This window comes from Paenibacillus cisolokensis (assembly GCF_018403665.1).
Lineage (GTDB): Bacteria > Bacillota > Bacilli > Paenibacillales > Paenibacillaceae > Paenibacillus_AH > Paenibacillus_AH cisolokensis.
Window position 1 is genome coordinate 1 of the sequence record NZ_BOVJ01000060.1, and the last position, 15,925, is coordinate 15,925.

14 protein-coding genes are annotated in these 15,925 nt (G+C 58.9%); 1 reads left to right on the forward strand and 13 read right to left on the reverse strand.

What is annotated here, in order from left to right; translation table 11 throughout:
• From PACILC2_RS08470 to PACILC2_RS08485, 4 genes are all read right to left on the reverse strand, one after another.
• Positions 1-1,040, reverse strand: a 1,040-nt coding sequence (locus tag PACILC2_RS08470; protein WP_213528539.1) for an FMN-binding glutamate synthase family protein, incomplete at its 3' end; no start/stop codon positions are given.
• On the reverse strand, positions 1,027-1,299 hold the full coding sequence (locus tag PACILC2_RS08475) for a hypothetical protein (protein WP_213528540.1): 273 nt from the start codon (positions 1,297-1,299) through the stop codon (positions 1,027-1,029). The genes PACILC2_RS08470 and PACILC2_RS08475, both read right to left, overlap by 14 nt.
• A gap of 110 nt (positions 1,300-1,409) precedes the next feature.
• The gene (locus PACILC2_RS08480) at positions 1,410-2,270 is read right to left on the reverse strand and encodes an aminoglycoside 6-adenylyltransferase (protein WP_213528541.1); all 861 of its coding nucleotides are present in this window, start codon (positions 2,268-2,270) and stop codon (positions 1,410-1,412) included.
• A 1-nt stretch (position 2,271) separates the two neighbouring features.
• Positions 2,272-3,435: an iron-containing alcohol dehydrogenase gene (locus tag PACILC2_RS08485; protein ID WP_213528542.1), complete on the reverse strand. Its 1,164-nt coding sequence runs from the start codon at positions 3,433-3,435 to the stop codon at positions 2,272-2,274.
• Positions 3,436-3,574: 139 nt separating this feature from the next.
• Between PACILC2_RS08485 and PACILC2_RS08490 the strand changes: the two genes are divergently transcribed.
• Positions 3,575-5,374, forward strand: coding sequence for an extracellular solute-binding protein (locus tag PACILC2_RS08490; RefSeq protein WP_213528543.1), 1,800 nt, complete (start codon positions 3,575-3,577; stop codon positions 5,372-5,374).
• Positions 5,375-5,441: 67 nt separating this feature from the next.
• On the opposite strand, the gene PACILC2_RS08495 is transcribed toward PACILC2_RS08490, so the two are convergent.
• The 9 genes from PACILC2_RS08495 to PACILC2_RS29270 all read right to left on the reverse strand — a co-directional run bounded on the left by PACILC2_RS08495 (position 5,442) and on the right by PACILC2_RS29270 (position 15,913).
• Positions 5,442-6,641 carry a trans-sulfuration enzyme family protein gene (locus PACILC2_RS08495; protein ID WP_213528544.1) on the reverse strand — a complete coding sequence of 400 codons (1,200 nt, stop codon included), beginning with the start codon at positions 6,639-6,641 and terminating at the stop codon, positions 5,442-5,444.
• Entirely contained in the window at positions 6,638-7,405 is a 768-nt protein-coding gene (locus tag PACILC2_RS08500) for a carbohydrate ABC transporter permease (RefSeq protein WP_213528559.1), read from the reverse strand. The genes PACILC2_RS08495 and PACILC2_RS08500 overlap by 4 nt, the downstream gene beginning before the upstream one ends.
• Positions 7,406-7,538: 133 nt before the next feature.
• Positions 7,539-8,348, reverse strand: a complete 810-nt coding sequence (locus tag PACILC2_RS08505; RefSeq protein ID WP_244863365.1) for a carbohydrate ABC transporter permease — start codon at positions 8,346-8,348, stop codon at positions 7,539-7,541.
• A gap of 60 nt (positions 8,349-8,408) precedes the next feature.
• Positions 8,409-9,758, reverse strand: a complete 1,350-nt coding sequence (locus tag PACILC2_RS08510; RefSeq protein WP_062492118.1) for an ABC transporter substrate-binding protein — start codon at positions 9,756-9,758, stop codon at positions 8,409-8,411.
• A 134-nt stretch (positions 9,759-9,892) separates the two neighbouring features.
• Complete coding sequence (locus PACILC2_RS08515) at positions 9,893-10,582, reverse strand: FadR/GntR family transcriptional regulator (protein ID WP_062492116.1); 690 nt, start codon at positions 10,580-10,582, stop codon at positions 9,893-9,895.
• Positions 10,583-10,723: 141 nt separating this feature from the next.
• Positions 10,724-11,635 carry a Gfo/Idh/MocA family protein gene (locus PACILC2_RS08520; protein WP_213528545.1) on the reverse strand — a complete coding sequence of 304 codons (912 nt, stop codon included), beginning with the start codon at positions 11,633-11,635 and terminating at the stop codon, positions 10,724-10,726.
• A gap of 221 nt (positions 11,636-11,856) precedes the next feature.
• Positions 11,857-12,960 (reverse strand): discoidin domain-containing protein, encoded by a 1,104-nt coding sequence (locus PACILC2_RS08525; protein WP_213528546.1) that lies wholly within the window; start codon positions 12,958-12,960, stop codon positions 11,857-11,859.
• The gene (locus tag PACILC2_RS08530; RefSeq protein WP_213528547.1) at positions 12,957-15,506 is read right to left on the reverse strand and encodes an Ig-like domain-containing protein; all 2,550 of its coding nucleotides are present in this window, start codon (positions 15,504-15,506) and stop codon (positions 12,957-12,959) included. Before PACILC2_RS08530 ends, PACILC2_RS08525 begins: the two co-directional genes overlap by 4 nt.
• Positions 15,461-15,913: a carbohydrate binding domain-containing protein gene (locus tag PACILC2_RS29270; RefSeq protein ID WP_213528560.1), complete on the reverse strand. Its 453-nt coding sequence runs from the start codon at positions 15,911-15,913 to the stop codon at positions 15,461-15,463. The genes PACILC2_RS08530 and PACILC2_RS29270 overlap by 46 nt, the downstream gene beginning before the upstream one ends.
• Positions 15,914-15,925: the final 12 nt, after the last annotated feature.

A 15,925-nucleotide genomic window follows, 5' to 3' on the forward strand; every position in this document is an offset into this window, starting at 1 on the left:
ATATAGACGGCGTCCGCGCCCAATGCCATCGCCTTCAGCATGCTGCCCGGCGTGATAAGCCCGCCGGCCGCGATCAGGCTCACTTTGCCGGTCTCGCCGTTGCGGGCGAGAAACTGCGCGGCGCGGGTGACCGCGAACATCGTCGGCAGCCCGACATCGTCCTGCAGCGTCGGCGCCCCGCCATGCGTACCGCCTTCCGCGCCGTCCAACGTGATGAAATCGACGCCCGCTTCCAGGGCGATCCGCAGCTCCTTCTCCAAATGATGCGTGGCGGCGATTTTCAGACCGACAGGCACGCCGGTTTCGTGCCGCAGCCGTTTGACCAGACGGATGAAGTCGTCCGCGGAATCGACCCCCGGCAGTCTGGAATGGATGACCGCGGGCTCGCCTTCCTTCAGGCCGAACACCTCCCGGTAATCCTCGCCGATATTTTTGACCGTCGTACGCTGGGAAGTCGAGCCTTGCGCCCCTTGGCCCAATTGAATTTCAATCGCGTCGAGCTGCATGTATTTGTCCGGCGTATTCATCCAGCCCCCGCGATTGTACTGGCCGATAAAGAGGCGGGCCGCTTCCCGCTCCTCTTTCATCAGACCCGCCTCGCCGGAATTGGTCGCCGTGCCGACCGCCGTGGCGGCTTTGGCCAGCGCGAGCTTGGCGTTTTTGCTAAGCGCTCCGCCGAACGACATCGCCGCGATCATGATCGGAATGGAGACTGTCAGCGGTTTTCTCGCCCGCGGTCCGATCGTGACGGACGTTTGAATGCCGATTTGCTCCGGCGTCGGCATCCGGAACAGATGAACCGGGTTGAACAGCACGCTCTCCCATGGCGAGAAATGGATGTAGCTGCCGAGCGGACGCGGCACCGGCGTGCCAGTCTCCGACCGTAATAAAATTTCCGTTAAGTTCGGCATGCCGATTTTGCGCCCGGCCGGGATCATGGCCGCTATATTTTCCACATAATGGTCCTTGATGACGCGCGTAAGCGCTTGATCCACCGCCACATCGGCAACGGAACGGACGATGCGCTCAATGAATTTCATGGTCGGCTCCCCGCTCCGTGTTGCGAAGCATGCCGTCGATTTGCCGGGACATGTTCTGGCACATCTGCTGAATCGCGCCGAGTTGGCGGGAGGCGCTCTGCTCTTCGACCGCAATGTCCACGAGCTCCCGCTGATCGAAGTTCGTCAGCCGCTGAAAATGCTCCCGCTCCACGCCGGACAAGGTGCCGGCCATCGTTTCGATCCGGCTAATTTCCGATTGCAAATATTGCAGCACATGCTTGACATCCTGTTTTTCCATCGCTTCTGAGCTCCTTCTGCTAATATTCGGTTATTGTCGCTCATAGCGTATCCATAATCAGGATTGATCATACAGCGGTTTCTTGCAGCTCCAATCGTCTGAAACGGCGGTCAGGAGCTTCGGGGCATCGCCTTGACGCGCCGCAAATAACCCGTGACGTTTTCGTCCTCCTCGGCCGGATAGCGGTACCCGAAATGGCTCGCGACAGCCTGCGACGTATTGCGGAACAGATCGCACATCGCAAACAGAGCCCGCCACATCTTCTCCTCGTCGGCATCCGCATACGTGGCAGTGAAAGCCTTCCACCGCTCCGGCTCCAGAAGCCGCTTATAATATTTGCCGAGCTTGCCGGGATCGGCCGTAAAGCCCGTTCGTACGCCGATATGCCAGTTAAGCATAAGATGGAGCATGTCCCGGACCGGACCGTCGGCATGATATTTGGCGTAGGAAAGCTCGCCTCTCCACAACCCTTTGGCGACATAGGTCGCGACCCACCAAAACTCGTTGCAGCAATCGGCGAATTGTCCGGCTGTCGGCGGCTTCGGCAAATAATCGCGATTGCTCGGGGGCGGCAATTCCCCTACGGCCCCGTCCTTGTCCAGCAGCAGCAGGCTCAAGCTGTCCGGCGCCATCTCGCGGAGCCGGTCCGCGGGATAAAACGTCAGATCGATCCGGTTGCCGTCCTGAAACAGCATCAAATAAGCGAAACGATTCCGATCTTCGGACGGCGGAAACAGCTGCGAGTCGTCCGGCGTCTGCATGATCAGCACTTCGCCGAAGCGGCCGATCCAGCTCCGGTCGCGGACGAATGCGCCGACGTCTGTCACGGCATAGACGATATCGTAATCTTGAAAGAGGTCGCGCGGCGCATCCGGATTGGCGCGGGAGCCGTTCATGATAACCGCCCGTATCCGCTCGTCCTCCCGTGCGAAGCCGACAATCGTGTCAAGCATTTCCCGCTCGCTTCTCATCTTACAGACACATCTCCAGAATCGTTCTTACGTCGTCCTTCTCCAGCTTCTTGAAATTGCCGATCGGACCGAAACGAACCGCTTCCTCCGCCATCCGGTCCAGCATCTCGCCGCCGATGCCGAGCTGCCCGAGCGTGGCGGGCGCCCCGATGCGCGTGAAATAGGCGCGGGTCGCCTCGATGCCGGCGAGCGCCACTTCGTCGTCGCTTTTGCCGCGCGGGTCGACATTCCAGACCCGGACCGCGTACTGTACGAAGCGGTCGACCCGCTCCTTGTACACATATTTCATCCAGTTCGGGAAAATGATCGCGAGACCGGCCCCGTGCGCAATATCGTAAATCGCGCTTACTTCATGTTCGATCGCATGCGTCGCCCAATCGGTTTCGACCCCGATCGGCAGCGTGCCGTTCAGCGCATATGTGCCGCACAGCATCAAATTGGCGCGCGCCGCGTAATTCGTGCCGTCCTTAAGCGCCAGCTCCCCGTTCTCGATCACCGTCTGCAGAATCGATTCCGCGAACCTTTCCTGCAACGGCGTATCGGTCGTCAGCGAAAAATATTGCTCGAATACATACGACATCATGTCGACGATGCCGTTCACCGTTTGATCGCGCGGGACCGTAAACGTCAGCTGAGGATCGAGAATCGAAAATTTCGGGTAGATCAGCTTGCTTCCCATTCCCCGTTTCAGTTTCTTCTCCCAATCGGAAATGACCGCGTTGCCGTTCATCTCCGAGCCCGTCGCCGCCAGCGTCAGCACCGTTCCGAGCGGCAGCGCCTCCTGGATGACCGCTTTGCGCACACAGAAATCCCATACGTCGCCCTCGTAAGGAACGCCGGCCGCAATCGCTTTGGCGGCGTCGATGACACTGCCGCCCCCGACGGCCAAAATAAAGTCCACCTTCTCCCGGCGGCACCGTTCAATCCCTTTATGTACGGTCGCCAATCGCGGATTCGGTTCGACTCCCGGAAGCTCGAACACCTCCGCCCCGATTCCGTTCAGCTGCGCGATCACCTCGTCGTACAGCCCGGAGCGCTTGATGCTGCCGCCTCCGTACACGAGCAATATCCGTTTTCCGTATGGCTTGACGTGCTCGCCGAGCTGGCTGACCGTCCCTTTGCCGAACAGAAGACGGGTCGGATTGTACAATTGAAACGAGTTCATAACACGACAACCTCCTTGAATGGTTCGTATCGCTTCATCTTTATTTTACCTTAACCGGCCGGCGCGTGCCGATTGATTGTTCCCATAATTCGGAATCTTTTGTACAATGAAAATATGACATGGACGAAAGGAGATCGGTATGAAGAAGTCTGTAAAGACCGCAATCGCGTCCGCCGTTGCCGCCGCGGCGATCGCCGCCGCTCCCGCGGGAGCCGCTACGCCTCCGGGTCCCGGGGACGATCCGACGCTGTCAGAGACAACGTCCGCATATGCCGGCATTCGCGTCGCGTTTCCGGATACGCCTGTTTCGTTCCCTCATCCGCCGCGCGTAATCGACGGCACGACGATGGTGCCGGGGCAAGCGCTGCTGGAAGGGTTCGGCTATCAGGTCGAATGGGATGCGGACAAGCAAATTTTGAAAGCGGTTCACAAATCCGGTTCCGAGCTCGTGTTTCAGGTCGGTCTGCGGGAAGCGATTTTGAACAGCCGCAAAGTTTCCGGTTTGCCGGCAGCGCCTTATATCGAACAGAATACGGTGTTCATTCCGCTCCGGATCGCCGCCGTGGCGAGCGGCATGACCGTCTCCTGGGATTCGGCCAAACGCATCGTCGTCGTCCGCGATCCTCATGCCCTGCCCCGCATAAGAGTAAGCACAAGAGCGGACGGCGACGCCAGCGTCGCGCCGGACAAGCTGTTGGCGTACATGAAGGAAAACGCGAAGGTGAATGCGGAAATTCAGCTTATTCCGTCGGAGCACTACCGCGATAAGACGAACCTGATGATTGCCGCGGGCGATCTCCAGGACATTATGCTGCTGCAGGACCATGAAGGCTACCAGGACGAGCTGCTGCCGGCTATCGCGATCGACTTGACGGATAAGATCAAGGCGTTTCCCCGTCTGCAGAAGCTCGCGGAGAGCGGAAGATGGATTAACGGCAAGCTGTACGGCATCCCGAAGCCGGCCGACCCGCATGACGCCGCCTTCCCCGCCGTCCGCCAGGACTGGCTGAACGCGCTCGGCCTTGCGCAGCCGAAGACGATGGACGAGCTGTACGAAGTGATGAAGCGATTTGCCGAGACGGACCCGGACGGCAACGGCAAGCACGATACATACGGTCTGGCGGGATATGCGGACAGGGCCGGCTTGGGCGGGCTGGCCTGGGTCGAGCACGTCTTTACCGGCAGCCCGACCCGATTTTCCGTCAAGGACGGACAAGTGGTCGACCACGCGGTAAGCCCGGAAGAGACCGAGGCGCTCGCCTGGCTCGCGCGCGCCTATGCCGACGGATTGATCGACCCCGAATTTCCCGTCCTGAACAAATCGCAGTTCGCGCAGCGGCTGTCCGCCCATACCGCCGGCATCGCCGCCGTCACCGTCGCGGAAGCCGGAGCCCTGTCCGCCGGCGATGCCGACTGGACGCCGTTATCCGATTTGAAGGCCGGCGTTTCCGGCAAGCCGGTCTCTCCGTGGAATACAAGTCATGATATGTACATCATCAGTTCCATGTCAAAGAACGATCCGCATAAGCTGCTGGAATGGCTGGACCGCGGATTCGCGATGGCCGAATCCGGGGAATGGGAGCGGATGCCCGGTTTCGGGATGGACGACCGGGCGGCGGCAGGCTATCTGTTCGGCCGGCCCGATCTCACGAACGTCATCGACGGCCTGGACAGCCTGTCGAACGAGCAGAAGGAGACGTATCGTACGGCCGTGCAGACGTGGCGTCGGACGTCTTACGAAGGGCAGACGCTTCCGCAGGCGGAAGCGTTGTGGCGATCCGGCCAGTTCGCCGAGATCAACAGCAAACTGGAGCTGTACAAGCTTAAGGTCATCCTGGGCCAGGCGTCGCTGGACGATTGGAATCAATATATCGCCAGGCTGACCGCCTCCAGCGATTACCGAAATATGATGAACGTGTTGAACAAGCTCGTCCCGTAACCCGTAACGCAAGCAGGCTCTTGTCCTTCACTCGGACAAGAGCCTGTGCTGTGTAACCGGAAAACGGCTATTCATCCTGCAGCGATGCCCACGCGTCGTCCAGATCGCGGATCAGGTCATCGGGATTTTCGAGGCCGACGAAGAAGCGCACGAAATTCCGCATCTCGCCGGACCGGACCGGCAGCCGGTGAACGGTAACGAGGCTTTCGAATCCTCCCCAGCTGACCCCGATCTTGAAGTAGCGCAGCCGCGTCGCCCATTCTTTCAGCTTGTCCAGCGGCTCGTCGGATTGGATGGAGAACAGGCTGCCGAAACCGCTCATCTGCCGCAGCGCCAGCTCATGCTGCGGATGCTCCGGCAGGCCGGGATGATTCACCTGGCGGACGTAAGGGCGGCCGCTCAGGTGGCGGGCCACCTTCAACCCGCTGCTCTGATGCCGCTCCATCCGCAGCGGAAGCGTGCGCAGCCCGCGCATCACCGTCGCCGCCGTCTGGGCGGTCATAATGCCGCCGAGCAGCATATATTCCGAGCGGATCAAGCTTTCCATCAGCCGATTCGGGCCGATGACGACGCCGCCGACGCAATCGCTGTGCCCGGAAATATATTTCGTAATCGAGTGAACGACGAGATCGATGCCGAGCCGGAGCGGCTGCTGATAGACGGGCGTCGCCCAGGTGTTGTCGATAATCGTCACCGCGCCGATGCTTCTGGCGAAGGCGCCGACCGCCGCCAAATCCTGTAGCTCGAACTGCAGCGACGTCGGGCTTTCCAGATAGAGCAGCTTCGTATTCGGGCGGGCTTCCGCCTTCCATGCTTCCAGCGAGGAGCCGTCCACGAACGTCGTCTCGACGCCGAACCGCTTCAAATAATTGCCCATAAACTCCCGGGCCGGGCCGTACGCCTGGTTCGAGCATAAAATGTGATCGCCCTGCCCGACGACCGACAAGACGGCCGCCGATATGGCCGCCATGCCGGAGCCGAAGCATTTTGCCCGCTCCCCGCCTTCCAGCTCGGCCAGCTTTCGTTCCAAATATTCGACGGTCGGATTGTTGCCTCGCGAATAGACGTGAAACTGCCCGTTCTCGTCCTGAATCGCCTGCTCGAATTGGGCATAGCTCTCGAAGGCGAACAGGCTGTTCTGGTAGACGGGCATCGAAACCGCGCCGTAATGCCGGGTATCCAGCGGATCGTAGGCGATCTTCGTATAGGCCGACTCCGGTTCCGGCGCATCGTTCACGCCGCCGCTTTTCCTGTTGTGACTTGTCATCCTTTCTCCGCTCCTTGTGTAAGTCCTTCTACGATAAATCGCTGAGCCACGGCAAACAGCACGACCGTCGGAATGACGGACAATACCGTGCCCGCCGACATGGCGCCCCAGTCCACGTCAAACTTCTGCACGAACGAGTTCATCGCCACCGGCAGCGTCTTGAGCGGCTCGTCGTCAATGAACATGACCGCCAAGAACAGCTCGTTCCAGTTTTGGACGAACGCGAAAATAAAGGTGGAGGCGATTCCCGGCAGCATAACCGGTATAATGACCCGGAACAGCGCCGAAATTCGGGAACAGCCGTCCATCATGGCCGCTTCCTCCAGGCTCGAAGGGATGCGCTGAAAAAAGCCTCTGAGCAAAATGGTGGAGAACGGGATCATAATGACCGTGTACATCAGAATGAGCGAAAACCGGTTGTTGATCAGATTCATGCTGGACATCATCATATAAAGCGAGCTAAGCGAAATAAACCCGGGCAGCATCTGCGTCGCAAAAAAGCCGAGCATAATTTGCCCATGCCCGCGGAACCGGTAGCGCGCCATGACATAAGCGCTGAATACCGCAATGACGATCACGATAAGGGACGCCACAATCGAAATCATGAGACTGTTGCCGATATAAATGTGAAACTTGGATATCCGAAAAATGCTCTCGTAATTTTCAAAAGAGATGCGTTCAGGCCAGTACCGGATCGGATAGGTAAAAATGTCTTTTTGCGGCTTGAGCGACGTAATGGTGATCCAATAAAGCGGAAATACCATCACGACCAAAAACACGCGAGAAACACGATTTTGAAAGCGGGAAGAACGAAGCGCTTCATCTGTTAAAAATCCCCCACTTTCTCGGCTTTCGTTACCGTCAGGTAAAAAATCGTATAAAGCAGCAAAATGGCGATCATAATGACGCCGACAGCCGCCGCCCCGCTGTAATCGCCGCCGTATATAATTTGTCCAGCATGAAAGAGGACAAAATATGCGTACGGCCGGCAGGCCCGCCGTTCGTCAAACCGTAAATAATCGTCGGATCGTTAAAAATCCAGATCGCGCGCAACAGCGTGGTCGCAATGATCGTCGGCATAATATACGGCAGCGTCACGTTCAGCAGCTTGCGCACGCCTCCCGCGCCGTCGATATCGGCCGCTTCGTACAGATCGGCAGGCACCGACTGCAGCGCGGCCAGCAGCATGATGGCAAAGAAGGCAATGCCATACCATATATTCGCTACGATGACCGAGAACATCGCCCACTTCGGATCGGACAGAAAGCCGATCCGCTCTTCGATCAGGCCGATCCTAAGAAGAAGATCGTTGATTACGCCGATCTGGGAATTGAACATCCATTTCCAGATCAGGCCGATCAGAAAACCGGACAGCGCCCAGGAGTAGAATACGAAACCCTGATAAACGCCCCGTCCCCGGAACGGCTTGCGTAGCAGCAGCGCGAGCGTTAGGCCGATCACGAACTGGCAGACGAGCGAGAAAAATACCCATAAGGCGCTGTTCTTCAGCGCGGACATAAATTTCGGATCGTTGAAAGCCTTCTCGAAGTTTTGAAGGCCGACGAACTCGATATTGCGCATGTCGAAAATTTGCACATTCTGGAACGCCATGACGACGCCCCGGAAAAACGGATAATACGTAAAAACGAGCACCAGCAGAAGCGCCGGAAGCAAGCTGCCGATTATGAATATGCGCCGATTGTTCACCCTGCATCGCCTCCGAAAAGAAATGACGATGGGCGCCGCGGGCACCCATCCGATCATTCATCACTTGTTCATTTTCGCCTTTTCTTCTTCCCAATAAGCGCTCCAATCGGCCAACATTTCGTCGATCGTCTTCGCGTTCATCAGCATCGCCTGCTGGCTTTCCATGCTGACCTGGCTCCATTGGCCCGTACCCGGGTATTGATACGGCGGCTTGTAGTTCAGGAAGATATCCGGCTTGTCGGTCATCTCGAGCAGCGTCTTGTACGGTCCGCTCTGGAAATATTCGTCTTCCGCCGCCGTGGAGTGGATCGGCACCATGCCGAAATCTTTCGAGAACTGCGTATTCCGCGGCTCCGAAGACAGGAACTCGATCAACTTCCAGGCCGCTTCCTTATGCTCGGAATGAGCGGCGATACCCCAGCCTGCGCCGCCTGCGGCGATCAGCGCTTTCCCGCTCGGTCCGAGAGGCATCGGAGCGGTCGCCCATGTCCCCTCTTCCATCTTCTCCGTCAACACTTGAATGACGTCGGGGTCCTGCAGCAAGAATGCGGTTACACCGGATGTAAAGGCTTGCACTTGCTCCTGGAATCCCCAGTTGATCGAATCCGGCGGCGACGTTTCTTTATAGATTTTCAAATAGAGCTCCATCGCCTGCTTGGCTTCCGGCGAAGAGTAGATCGTCGAGCCGTCTTTCAAAAATTGGGCGTCCTCCAGGTTGACCTTATCGCCGTTATAGGCCAGTACCATCGCATCGGTTACGCCTTGCGAGCCCGGGCCGCCACGGAAGGAGAAGCCGAACCGGTTGTTTGCGGGGTCCGTCAGCTGCTTGCCGATCTCATACAGCTCCTCGTACGTCGTCGGTACTTTCAGCCCTTTCTCGTCCAGCCAATCTTTACGATAGAACAATTGCCGTTGATACAGTCCGTTCGGTATGAAATAAAGCTTGTCCTTGATCATCCCGACCGACTTGGAAACGTTGCTCAGCGTATCGAACTCGCTCCAGCCCGACGTAAAGCTGTCCAGCGGCTCGATATACCCGTTGTTTACAAATTCGGCGACGGTCAGATCCCTGACCTCCAGTACGTCGACATCCTCTTTGGCGGACAGCATTTGGCGGATTTTATTGTCCGCCTGATCGAACGGCGGCGAAATCAGCTCCACCTTGATGTTCGGATTTTCCGCCTGGAAATCGTCCAGCATTTTCTGAATGAGAGCCGTACGATTCGGGCTTGTCAGGCTTTCGACCACGCGCAGCTTGATTTGCTCGTCCCCGCTTCCGCCTGAGGACGATCCGTCGCCCGAGCCGCCGCCCGTTCCCCCTTCGTTACCGCCGCACCCTGCCAACAGACCGGCCAATAGCGAAGCGGCGACAAGCAGACCTTTCCCCTTTGTCAACCATTCTCTCTTCATAGTCAATTCGGCCTCCTCCAATCGGTGTCTTGCTGCCTTCCTTTCACACTATCTAACTATCATGCTGTCTGATAGGTAGATTATAGAAGGGACTACGGCCATGTGTCAACCGTTTTGTTGTCGGCCTTTTGCGATTATTCCGGCGTATATTTGCGAATCAGACTTTCCACGCTGTCCATCAGTTTGTGAAATTCGGTCATCGCCCGATCGACGTCATGGGCGGCTATTCCTTCGAACATCGTAAAGTGATACGGGTACGTTTCGTCAAACAACCGCTTCTCGCCGAGCGGTTCGTTGAAAAACCGTTCGTACATCCCGGAGACCGAGGTCAGCACGCTTTCCAGCACCGGATTGCCGGCCGCCTTGATGACGAGCATATGAAACATGAAATCGATCTTCGACGTATCCTTGCCGTTCTCTTTCAGCCTCTTGTATTCTTTCAGGCATTGCTCGATCTCTTTCACCTGTCCCGGCGTAATGCGCTTTGCTGCCAGTTCGACCGCCTTGCCCTCCAATGCGCGCCGGACATCGAGAGCGGCGAGCAAATACCGCCGTTCATGCTCGACCCTGATCGTGCCGCTGAACCGGAAAGCGTCGATGGCATCGCGCACGAAGACGCCCTTGCCGTTCTCCACCCGCACGATCCCAATCGCCTCCAGGTAGCGGAGCGCTTCCCTCAACGAGGAACGTCCGACGCCGAACAATTCGGTCATCTCCGCCACGGAAGGCAGCCTGTCTCCTTCCTTCAAACGATGCTCCCGGATAAAATTTTGAATTTCTTGGGCAACCAGCTCATGGACATGCTGCTTCCGGATTTTTGGCATACTCGGCTCCATCCTCCTCTCGGTCAGCAGAATCATATTGGATTTTACAAGACGTGTCAAGTTGTATGAGCCCGTGAGCCGCTGCGGAGCCGGTCCGCGCGAACCGGCGATGACGCCCGGCACGCTTTCGAGCCGGCCGTATTACAGCGCGACGGCCGATCCGGAAGCCCGGCTTTCATTCGCCGCTTCGAGGAAGCGGATCACTTCGACCGAGTGCGTCATCGGCACCGCCGGCACGCCCGTCTGGAACAGGCCGAACACCCGCTCCAGCAGACTCGCGTAGAACGGCTTCGCGCCCGCGCTCAACTCGGCGAAAGCGCTATTGCGCTCGCGGTGAATGACGGCCGAGAAAGGATGATAGCTTGCGCTGCTGCCGCGGACGGTGCCGATTCGGCCATCCTTCCATACGCCGACGATCATCTCCTGATCGCCGGCGCTGAAAGCGGTGACGCGGTCGCAGCCCGGGCCCAGCGCGGCAAACAGCATTTCCGCCGCATGAATGCCATACCAGAAATAGCCGCCCTGCGTCGGCTCGATGATGATCGGGCCGCAGCAATCGGCGCCGGTTATCTCGCCGTCCCGCTCGTCGTCCAGCTTCTCCCGCAGCGCCTCGGCGAACCGCAGCGCCGAAGCCGTCATGACCGGGACGCCGTACCGCTCGGCCAGCGCCGCGATCGCCTTCGCATCTTCCGTATTCGTCGCCAGCGGCTTGTCGATGAATACCGGCTTGCCGAACGGCGCGATCCGCCCGAACAGGCTGCGGTGCGCGCGCCCGTCGGCGGCCAGCAGCAAGATGGCGTCGCAGCTTTCCGCCACTTGCTCCGGCTCGGTGAGAATCCGCACGCCGAATTCGTTTTGCAGCCGCGCGGCAAAGCCTTCTACCCGGGATATGCTCAGCTCGAAGTCGGGTGACCCGCCTTTATAGGCGGCGACAATCCGTCCGCCCGGCAGATGCCAGGCATGATTCCGGTCGTTCAGCAGCTCCGCAAACGCAACGCTGTGGGAAGTATCCGTTCCGATAATGCCGATGTTCAGTACGTTCGATTCGTCCATTTGCCTATCCCTTCCTTGTTCGCGATGTCGCCTTTCGTGTAATGCCATTGTACTCGAATCCGAATTAAAGTCATCTTTCGGACAATTTAAAGACGAGGAGGTCCGCATGCCTCGGCCAATCTGCCGCAAAAAAAGAGAACCGGGAATTGTCCCGGTCCGTTATAAGTCTATATAAGTCTTTCGACCCATCATTTAGAAAACCTATTCGCTTGCCTATGCGATTACTTCTTCGGCTTCGGTCCGTTGCCGTTCTTCTTCACCACCTCGACCACCAGCACATTGGAGCGCACCGTCTTGTTGCGATACGTCATTTCCGCCCATATTTCCGCGGTTCCGGTCTTTTGCGTCACCAGCACGCCGTCCTTGACGTCGGCGATTTTCGGGTCAGTCGTAGCGTAACGGACTTCCACCTGCGACATGTCGATCGGCTCGCCGGAATTCAAGTAGGCTTGCGCCTCCAGCGGCACCCGATCCTTGCGCTTGATCTCCTCCCGGTCGTAGCCGATGACAGCCCGCTCGATTTCGTATTTCGGACCGTAAACGGCCGTCTCCGCGATGCTGTTCCACAAGTTCAGATTGTTGCCGAAGCCGTTGACGCGCACGTATCGGGCCGGAACCCGGGCGAACGGATACAGCTCATGCTCCGTCGTCCGGCCCGAGCTGATGCCGTCGTATACCCGTTCCCACTGCTCCCCGTCGACGGACACCTCGATATTGAAAAAGCTGAATCTCGTATTGCCGCTGTACCACGCCAAGCTGAGCGCGGATACGTCCCGCACTTCGCCGAGATCGTACTTTATCCACTGCTCGCCGTATGCCGACCATCTGGTGCCCATGTTGCTGTCAATCGTATTTTCCGGCACATTGCCGTCATGGCCGCTGGCCGCAACCGCCGCCACCGGCCAGACGGGCCGGTCTTCCGGCAAGCCGTACTGCGGCGGATGGGCGAACGATACGTAGTAGACGGCGGCAGCTTTCATCTCCGCCGGGTCGGACACTTCGATCCGCGCCGTGCCGGGAATCGACTCCGCTTGCCGGACATTCACGAGCAGCCCGTCTTCCGCCGCGGCCGCCGTGACGACAGGCGGCGCCGCTTTATCGGCCGGAACTTCAACCTCGTACCCGTAGCGGTCCGGTTCGAACGCCGCAAGCGGCTCGCCGTCCAGCGCAATGCTGCCGAGCCGGGCCAGCTCGCCTCCGGCTACCGCCCACTGCGCGAGCGGCAACGGCGCCGGCGCCTGCTGCGGCAGCGGCTCGCCCGGCATGAGCGGAACCATCCAGACGCTGATCGTGCCGCGCAGCATATCGTCCATATGGATCGTCAATTTTTTACGCCGAGATTGGGCGTCTGCCCGGAAGGCTGCGGCGACGACGCAAGCGGCTCGGCCGGCATGACGGTGAAGCGAGCTTCGCCGGGCGTCAAGATTTGCACCCACAGCCGTTTGTTGCCCTGCCGCAATACCGCCGTGCGTCCCGACTCGCCGATTTGAATGTCGGCCCGCGTATGCATAAACCAGTACAATTCCGAAGGCGCCTTCATTTCGATCTCGTCCTGCACGATCAGCTGCCGGCGATGGTCGATCAGCGCCACTCCCCTTTGCACCGACGCCGCATCGTTCCGATAGGCGGGCGTCATATCCGCGATCGCGAACGACCCTTGCGGAAGATCGAACTGCTTGCGCACGATGTCCGATACCGCCTCCGCCTTCTGGTCCGGGCCGGAAGAAGGATTGATGACGAGCGTATTATGACCTTCGGCCCGTTTGCGGTAATACTCCCATCGTTTTCCGTTTTCGCCCATTTCCCAATAACCGGGCAAATTATAATCCTCTTTGCCCAGATCTTCGGCCCAGCGCACGCCAAGCGCGTCGAAGACGAACGAGCCCGTATCGAGGTCGCCGTGCGGCGCCCCGTTCACGCCTCCTTTGAACCCGACGAACAGCGCATGGCTGTCGTTCCAATGACTGCGCATCGTCACCGCCTTCGGCCGGTCGAAGTATTGATCCGGCTGATCGGGAGCGAACGCGCCGTACGTCTCCGGCCGGTACCAGAGCAGATCGTACAGGCCGGCGATGCCGTTGTTGTTCACGGCGAATTGATGGTACCAGGTATACGCCGGTTGGTCGAACCGGTCCGCGAACCACAGGAGCAGACGGCCGGGAACGAGACCGGCATCGTTGTCCGAATAATTGAACGTGCCGCGCGGCCCGGCGATATAGATCGGAAAGCGGGCCGTTTCGTACAGCCCCTCCCGCTGCGAGAAGCCGTAATCGTGGCCGGCCGCCGTCTCCAGCGCGTTCAGGAAATAAACGAGATAGATCGTTCCGTATTCCCAGTACCCCGGTCCCTCGATCGCCGAGCCGTCCGGCGCGTATTGCGGCAATCCGTACTGGATCGATTTGAACGCCTCGCGCAAAATGAGGCCGGCGAGCTCCTCCTCTTCGTCCGCAATCGCCAACGCTCCGAGCGCCATCCCGGCGTTGCAGACGAAATTCCAGTTGTCGCGGTTATACACCCACCAGTACGTTTTATCCAGATACATCGGCACGGCGGGGCGCAGCCCTTTGTCCGCAATCGCCGTGCGGACGGTTTCCCGCTGCTGTTCGTTCAGCGTATCGTACAGCCAATCGTAAGCGAGCGCGACACCGTGCGTCATCGTCGCTGTATCGAGATAATGCTGCGGGCTCCAGTCGGGGTAAGCGTCGGACGATATAAATTCCAGTTCGACCCAGGCCCTCTCGGCATACCGTTCGTCCTGCGTGATTTGATAAACGAAAGCGAGCGTCGCCGCCCTTCTTGATGACGTCGCATCGAGACGCAAGCCGTCGGGCTTGTTGTACGCGACAGGCGGCAGCGGCAGGATGGAGTCGGCCTCACGCTTGACGGAATCGAACCAGCCCGCCGCGCGCTCGTCGGTTACGACCAGCTCGCGGATGCGCGCAAAGTCGTCCGCCGTAGCCAGCAGCCGCGGATGCCGGCGATCCGGATGCCGGGTTTTTATTTCCCGGACAATATGTTCGGCGGAAGGCGCGGTATACAAGCGGACGACGGCCGAATCGGTCCCCCCTTCCGGGTCCGTCGCCGTGAACGTAAACGCGTCCGCCCCGACATAGTCCGTCTCCGGCGCATACGTCCACCGGCCGTCGGCGTTCAAGGTCAGCGTGCCGTGCGCCGGCTGCGTTTCCGCCGCGAACGTCAACGGGTCGCCGTCCTGATCCTGCGCCTTAAAGGTGGCGGATACCGGCGTATTATAATCTGTCGGCTGAATATCGTCTTCCGCCACCGGCGGGTGATTGACGGCATTCACCCGGATCGTCGTCTTGGACAGTCCGTACGACCCCATACCGTCCTCGACGACAACGATGAACGAATCGGTTCCGGTAAAACCTTCGTTCGGGAAATAGGTCCAGAACCCGTCCGGTTCCACATGGACGAGACCGTTGCGGCCGCCGATTCCGATTCGGTACGCGAGCTCGCGGCCGTAATCGGACTGCGCATCGATACGGCCACTGACATATTCGTTCTCATCCGTTTCCTTCTCGTCGTCCGATACCCGGATGCCAGCGGCATTGCCGACGATCACGATGCAGGACGCCGATAATGCTTCGTCCGGCGTCGAGACGGTAATAACCGCGATGCCGTCGCTTAACGCCGTCACGTCGCCGTTTTGAACGGAAGCGACGGACGGATTCGAGCTCGTCCATACGACTTCGCGCACCGATGCGTGTTCCGGAATGAAGCGAACGTCAAAGGTGGCGGTATCCCCGGCATTCATTTCGTATTGCTCGGCGCTCAGTTCCAATCCCTCCAGCGGATACCATGGGACTAAGCTGACCTCGTCAAACCAGGCCGTACCGGTACCCGTTTCCAAAAGTTTTCGATCTTGACGGAAACAATCGACGGATCGTCGGGAACGCGGATCGTTTTCTCTACCCTCGTCCAGTCGGCCGTCTCCCTCACCATATCCAAATATTCGAGAGCGCCGACCCGCTGCCCGCCGCTATTATTATATTGCAGACGGGTGACCGCTCCGCCGGTGACGGCTTCCGTCCGGATCCACAGCCCGATTTTGAACGTTTGGCCGAGCTGCTCAGGCTTGAGCGGAACGGTCTGAAAAACCGCCGCTCTGCCTGTCTCCGGGGCCGCGATTTTCAGGGAGGCTTGTCCCGCATAAACACGGTACGTATCCGCAGTTACCGTCGGTTTACCTGAAGCGATCCACGTCGACCAGTTCAGAATCGAGCCGTTCGAATCCGTCGCTTCGAAGCCGCCGTTGATGACAAGTTCGCC

Coding starts and splice junctions, on each gene's coding strand:
- PACILC2_RS08475 (WP_213528540.1), bottom strand. CDS start 1,299: ATGGAAAAACAGGATGTCAAGCATGTGCTGCAATATTTGCAATCGGAA.
- PACILC2_RS08480 (WP_213528541.1), bottom strand. CDS start 2,270: ATGAGAAGCGAGCGGGAAATGCTTGACACGATTGTCGGCTTCGCACGG.
- PACILC2_RS08485 (WP_213528542.1), bottom strand. CDS start 3,435: ATGAACTCGTTTCAATTGTACAATCCGACCCGTCTTCTGTTCGGCAAA.
- PACILC2_RS08490 (WP_213528543.1), top strand. CDS start 3,575: ATGAAGAAGTCTGTAAAGACCGCAATCGCGTCCGCCGTTGCCGCCGCG.
- PACILC2_RS08495 (WP_213528544.1), bottom strand. CDS start 6,641: ATGACAAGTCACAACAGGAAAAGCGGCGGCGTGAACGATGCGCCGGAA.
- PACILC2_RS08500 (WP_213528559.1), bottom strand. CDS start 7,405: ATGGTATTTCCGCTTTATTGGATCACCATTACGTCGCTCAAGCCGCAA.
- PACILC2_RS08510 (WP_062492118.1), bottom strand. CDS start 9,758: ATGAAGAGAGAATGGTTGACAAAGGGGAAAGGTCTGCTTGTCGCCGCT.
- PACILC2_RS08515 (WP_062492116.1), bottom strand. CDS start 10,582: ATGCCAAAAATCCGGAAGCAGCATGTCCATGAGCTGGTTGCCCAAGAA.
- PACILC2_RS08520 (WP_213528545.1), bottom strand. CDS start 11,635: ATGGACGAATCGAACGTACTGAACATCGGCATTATCGGAACGGATACT.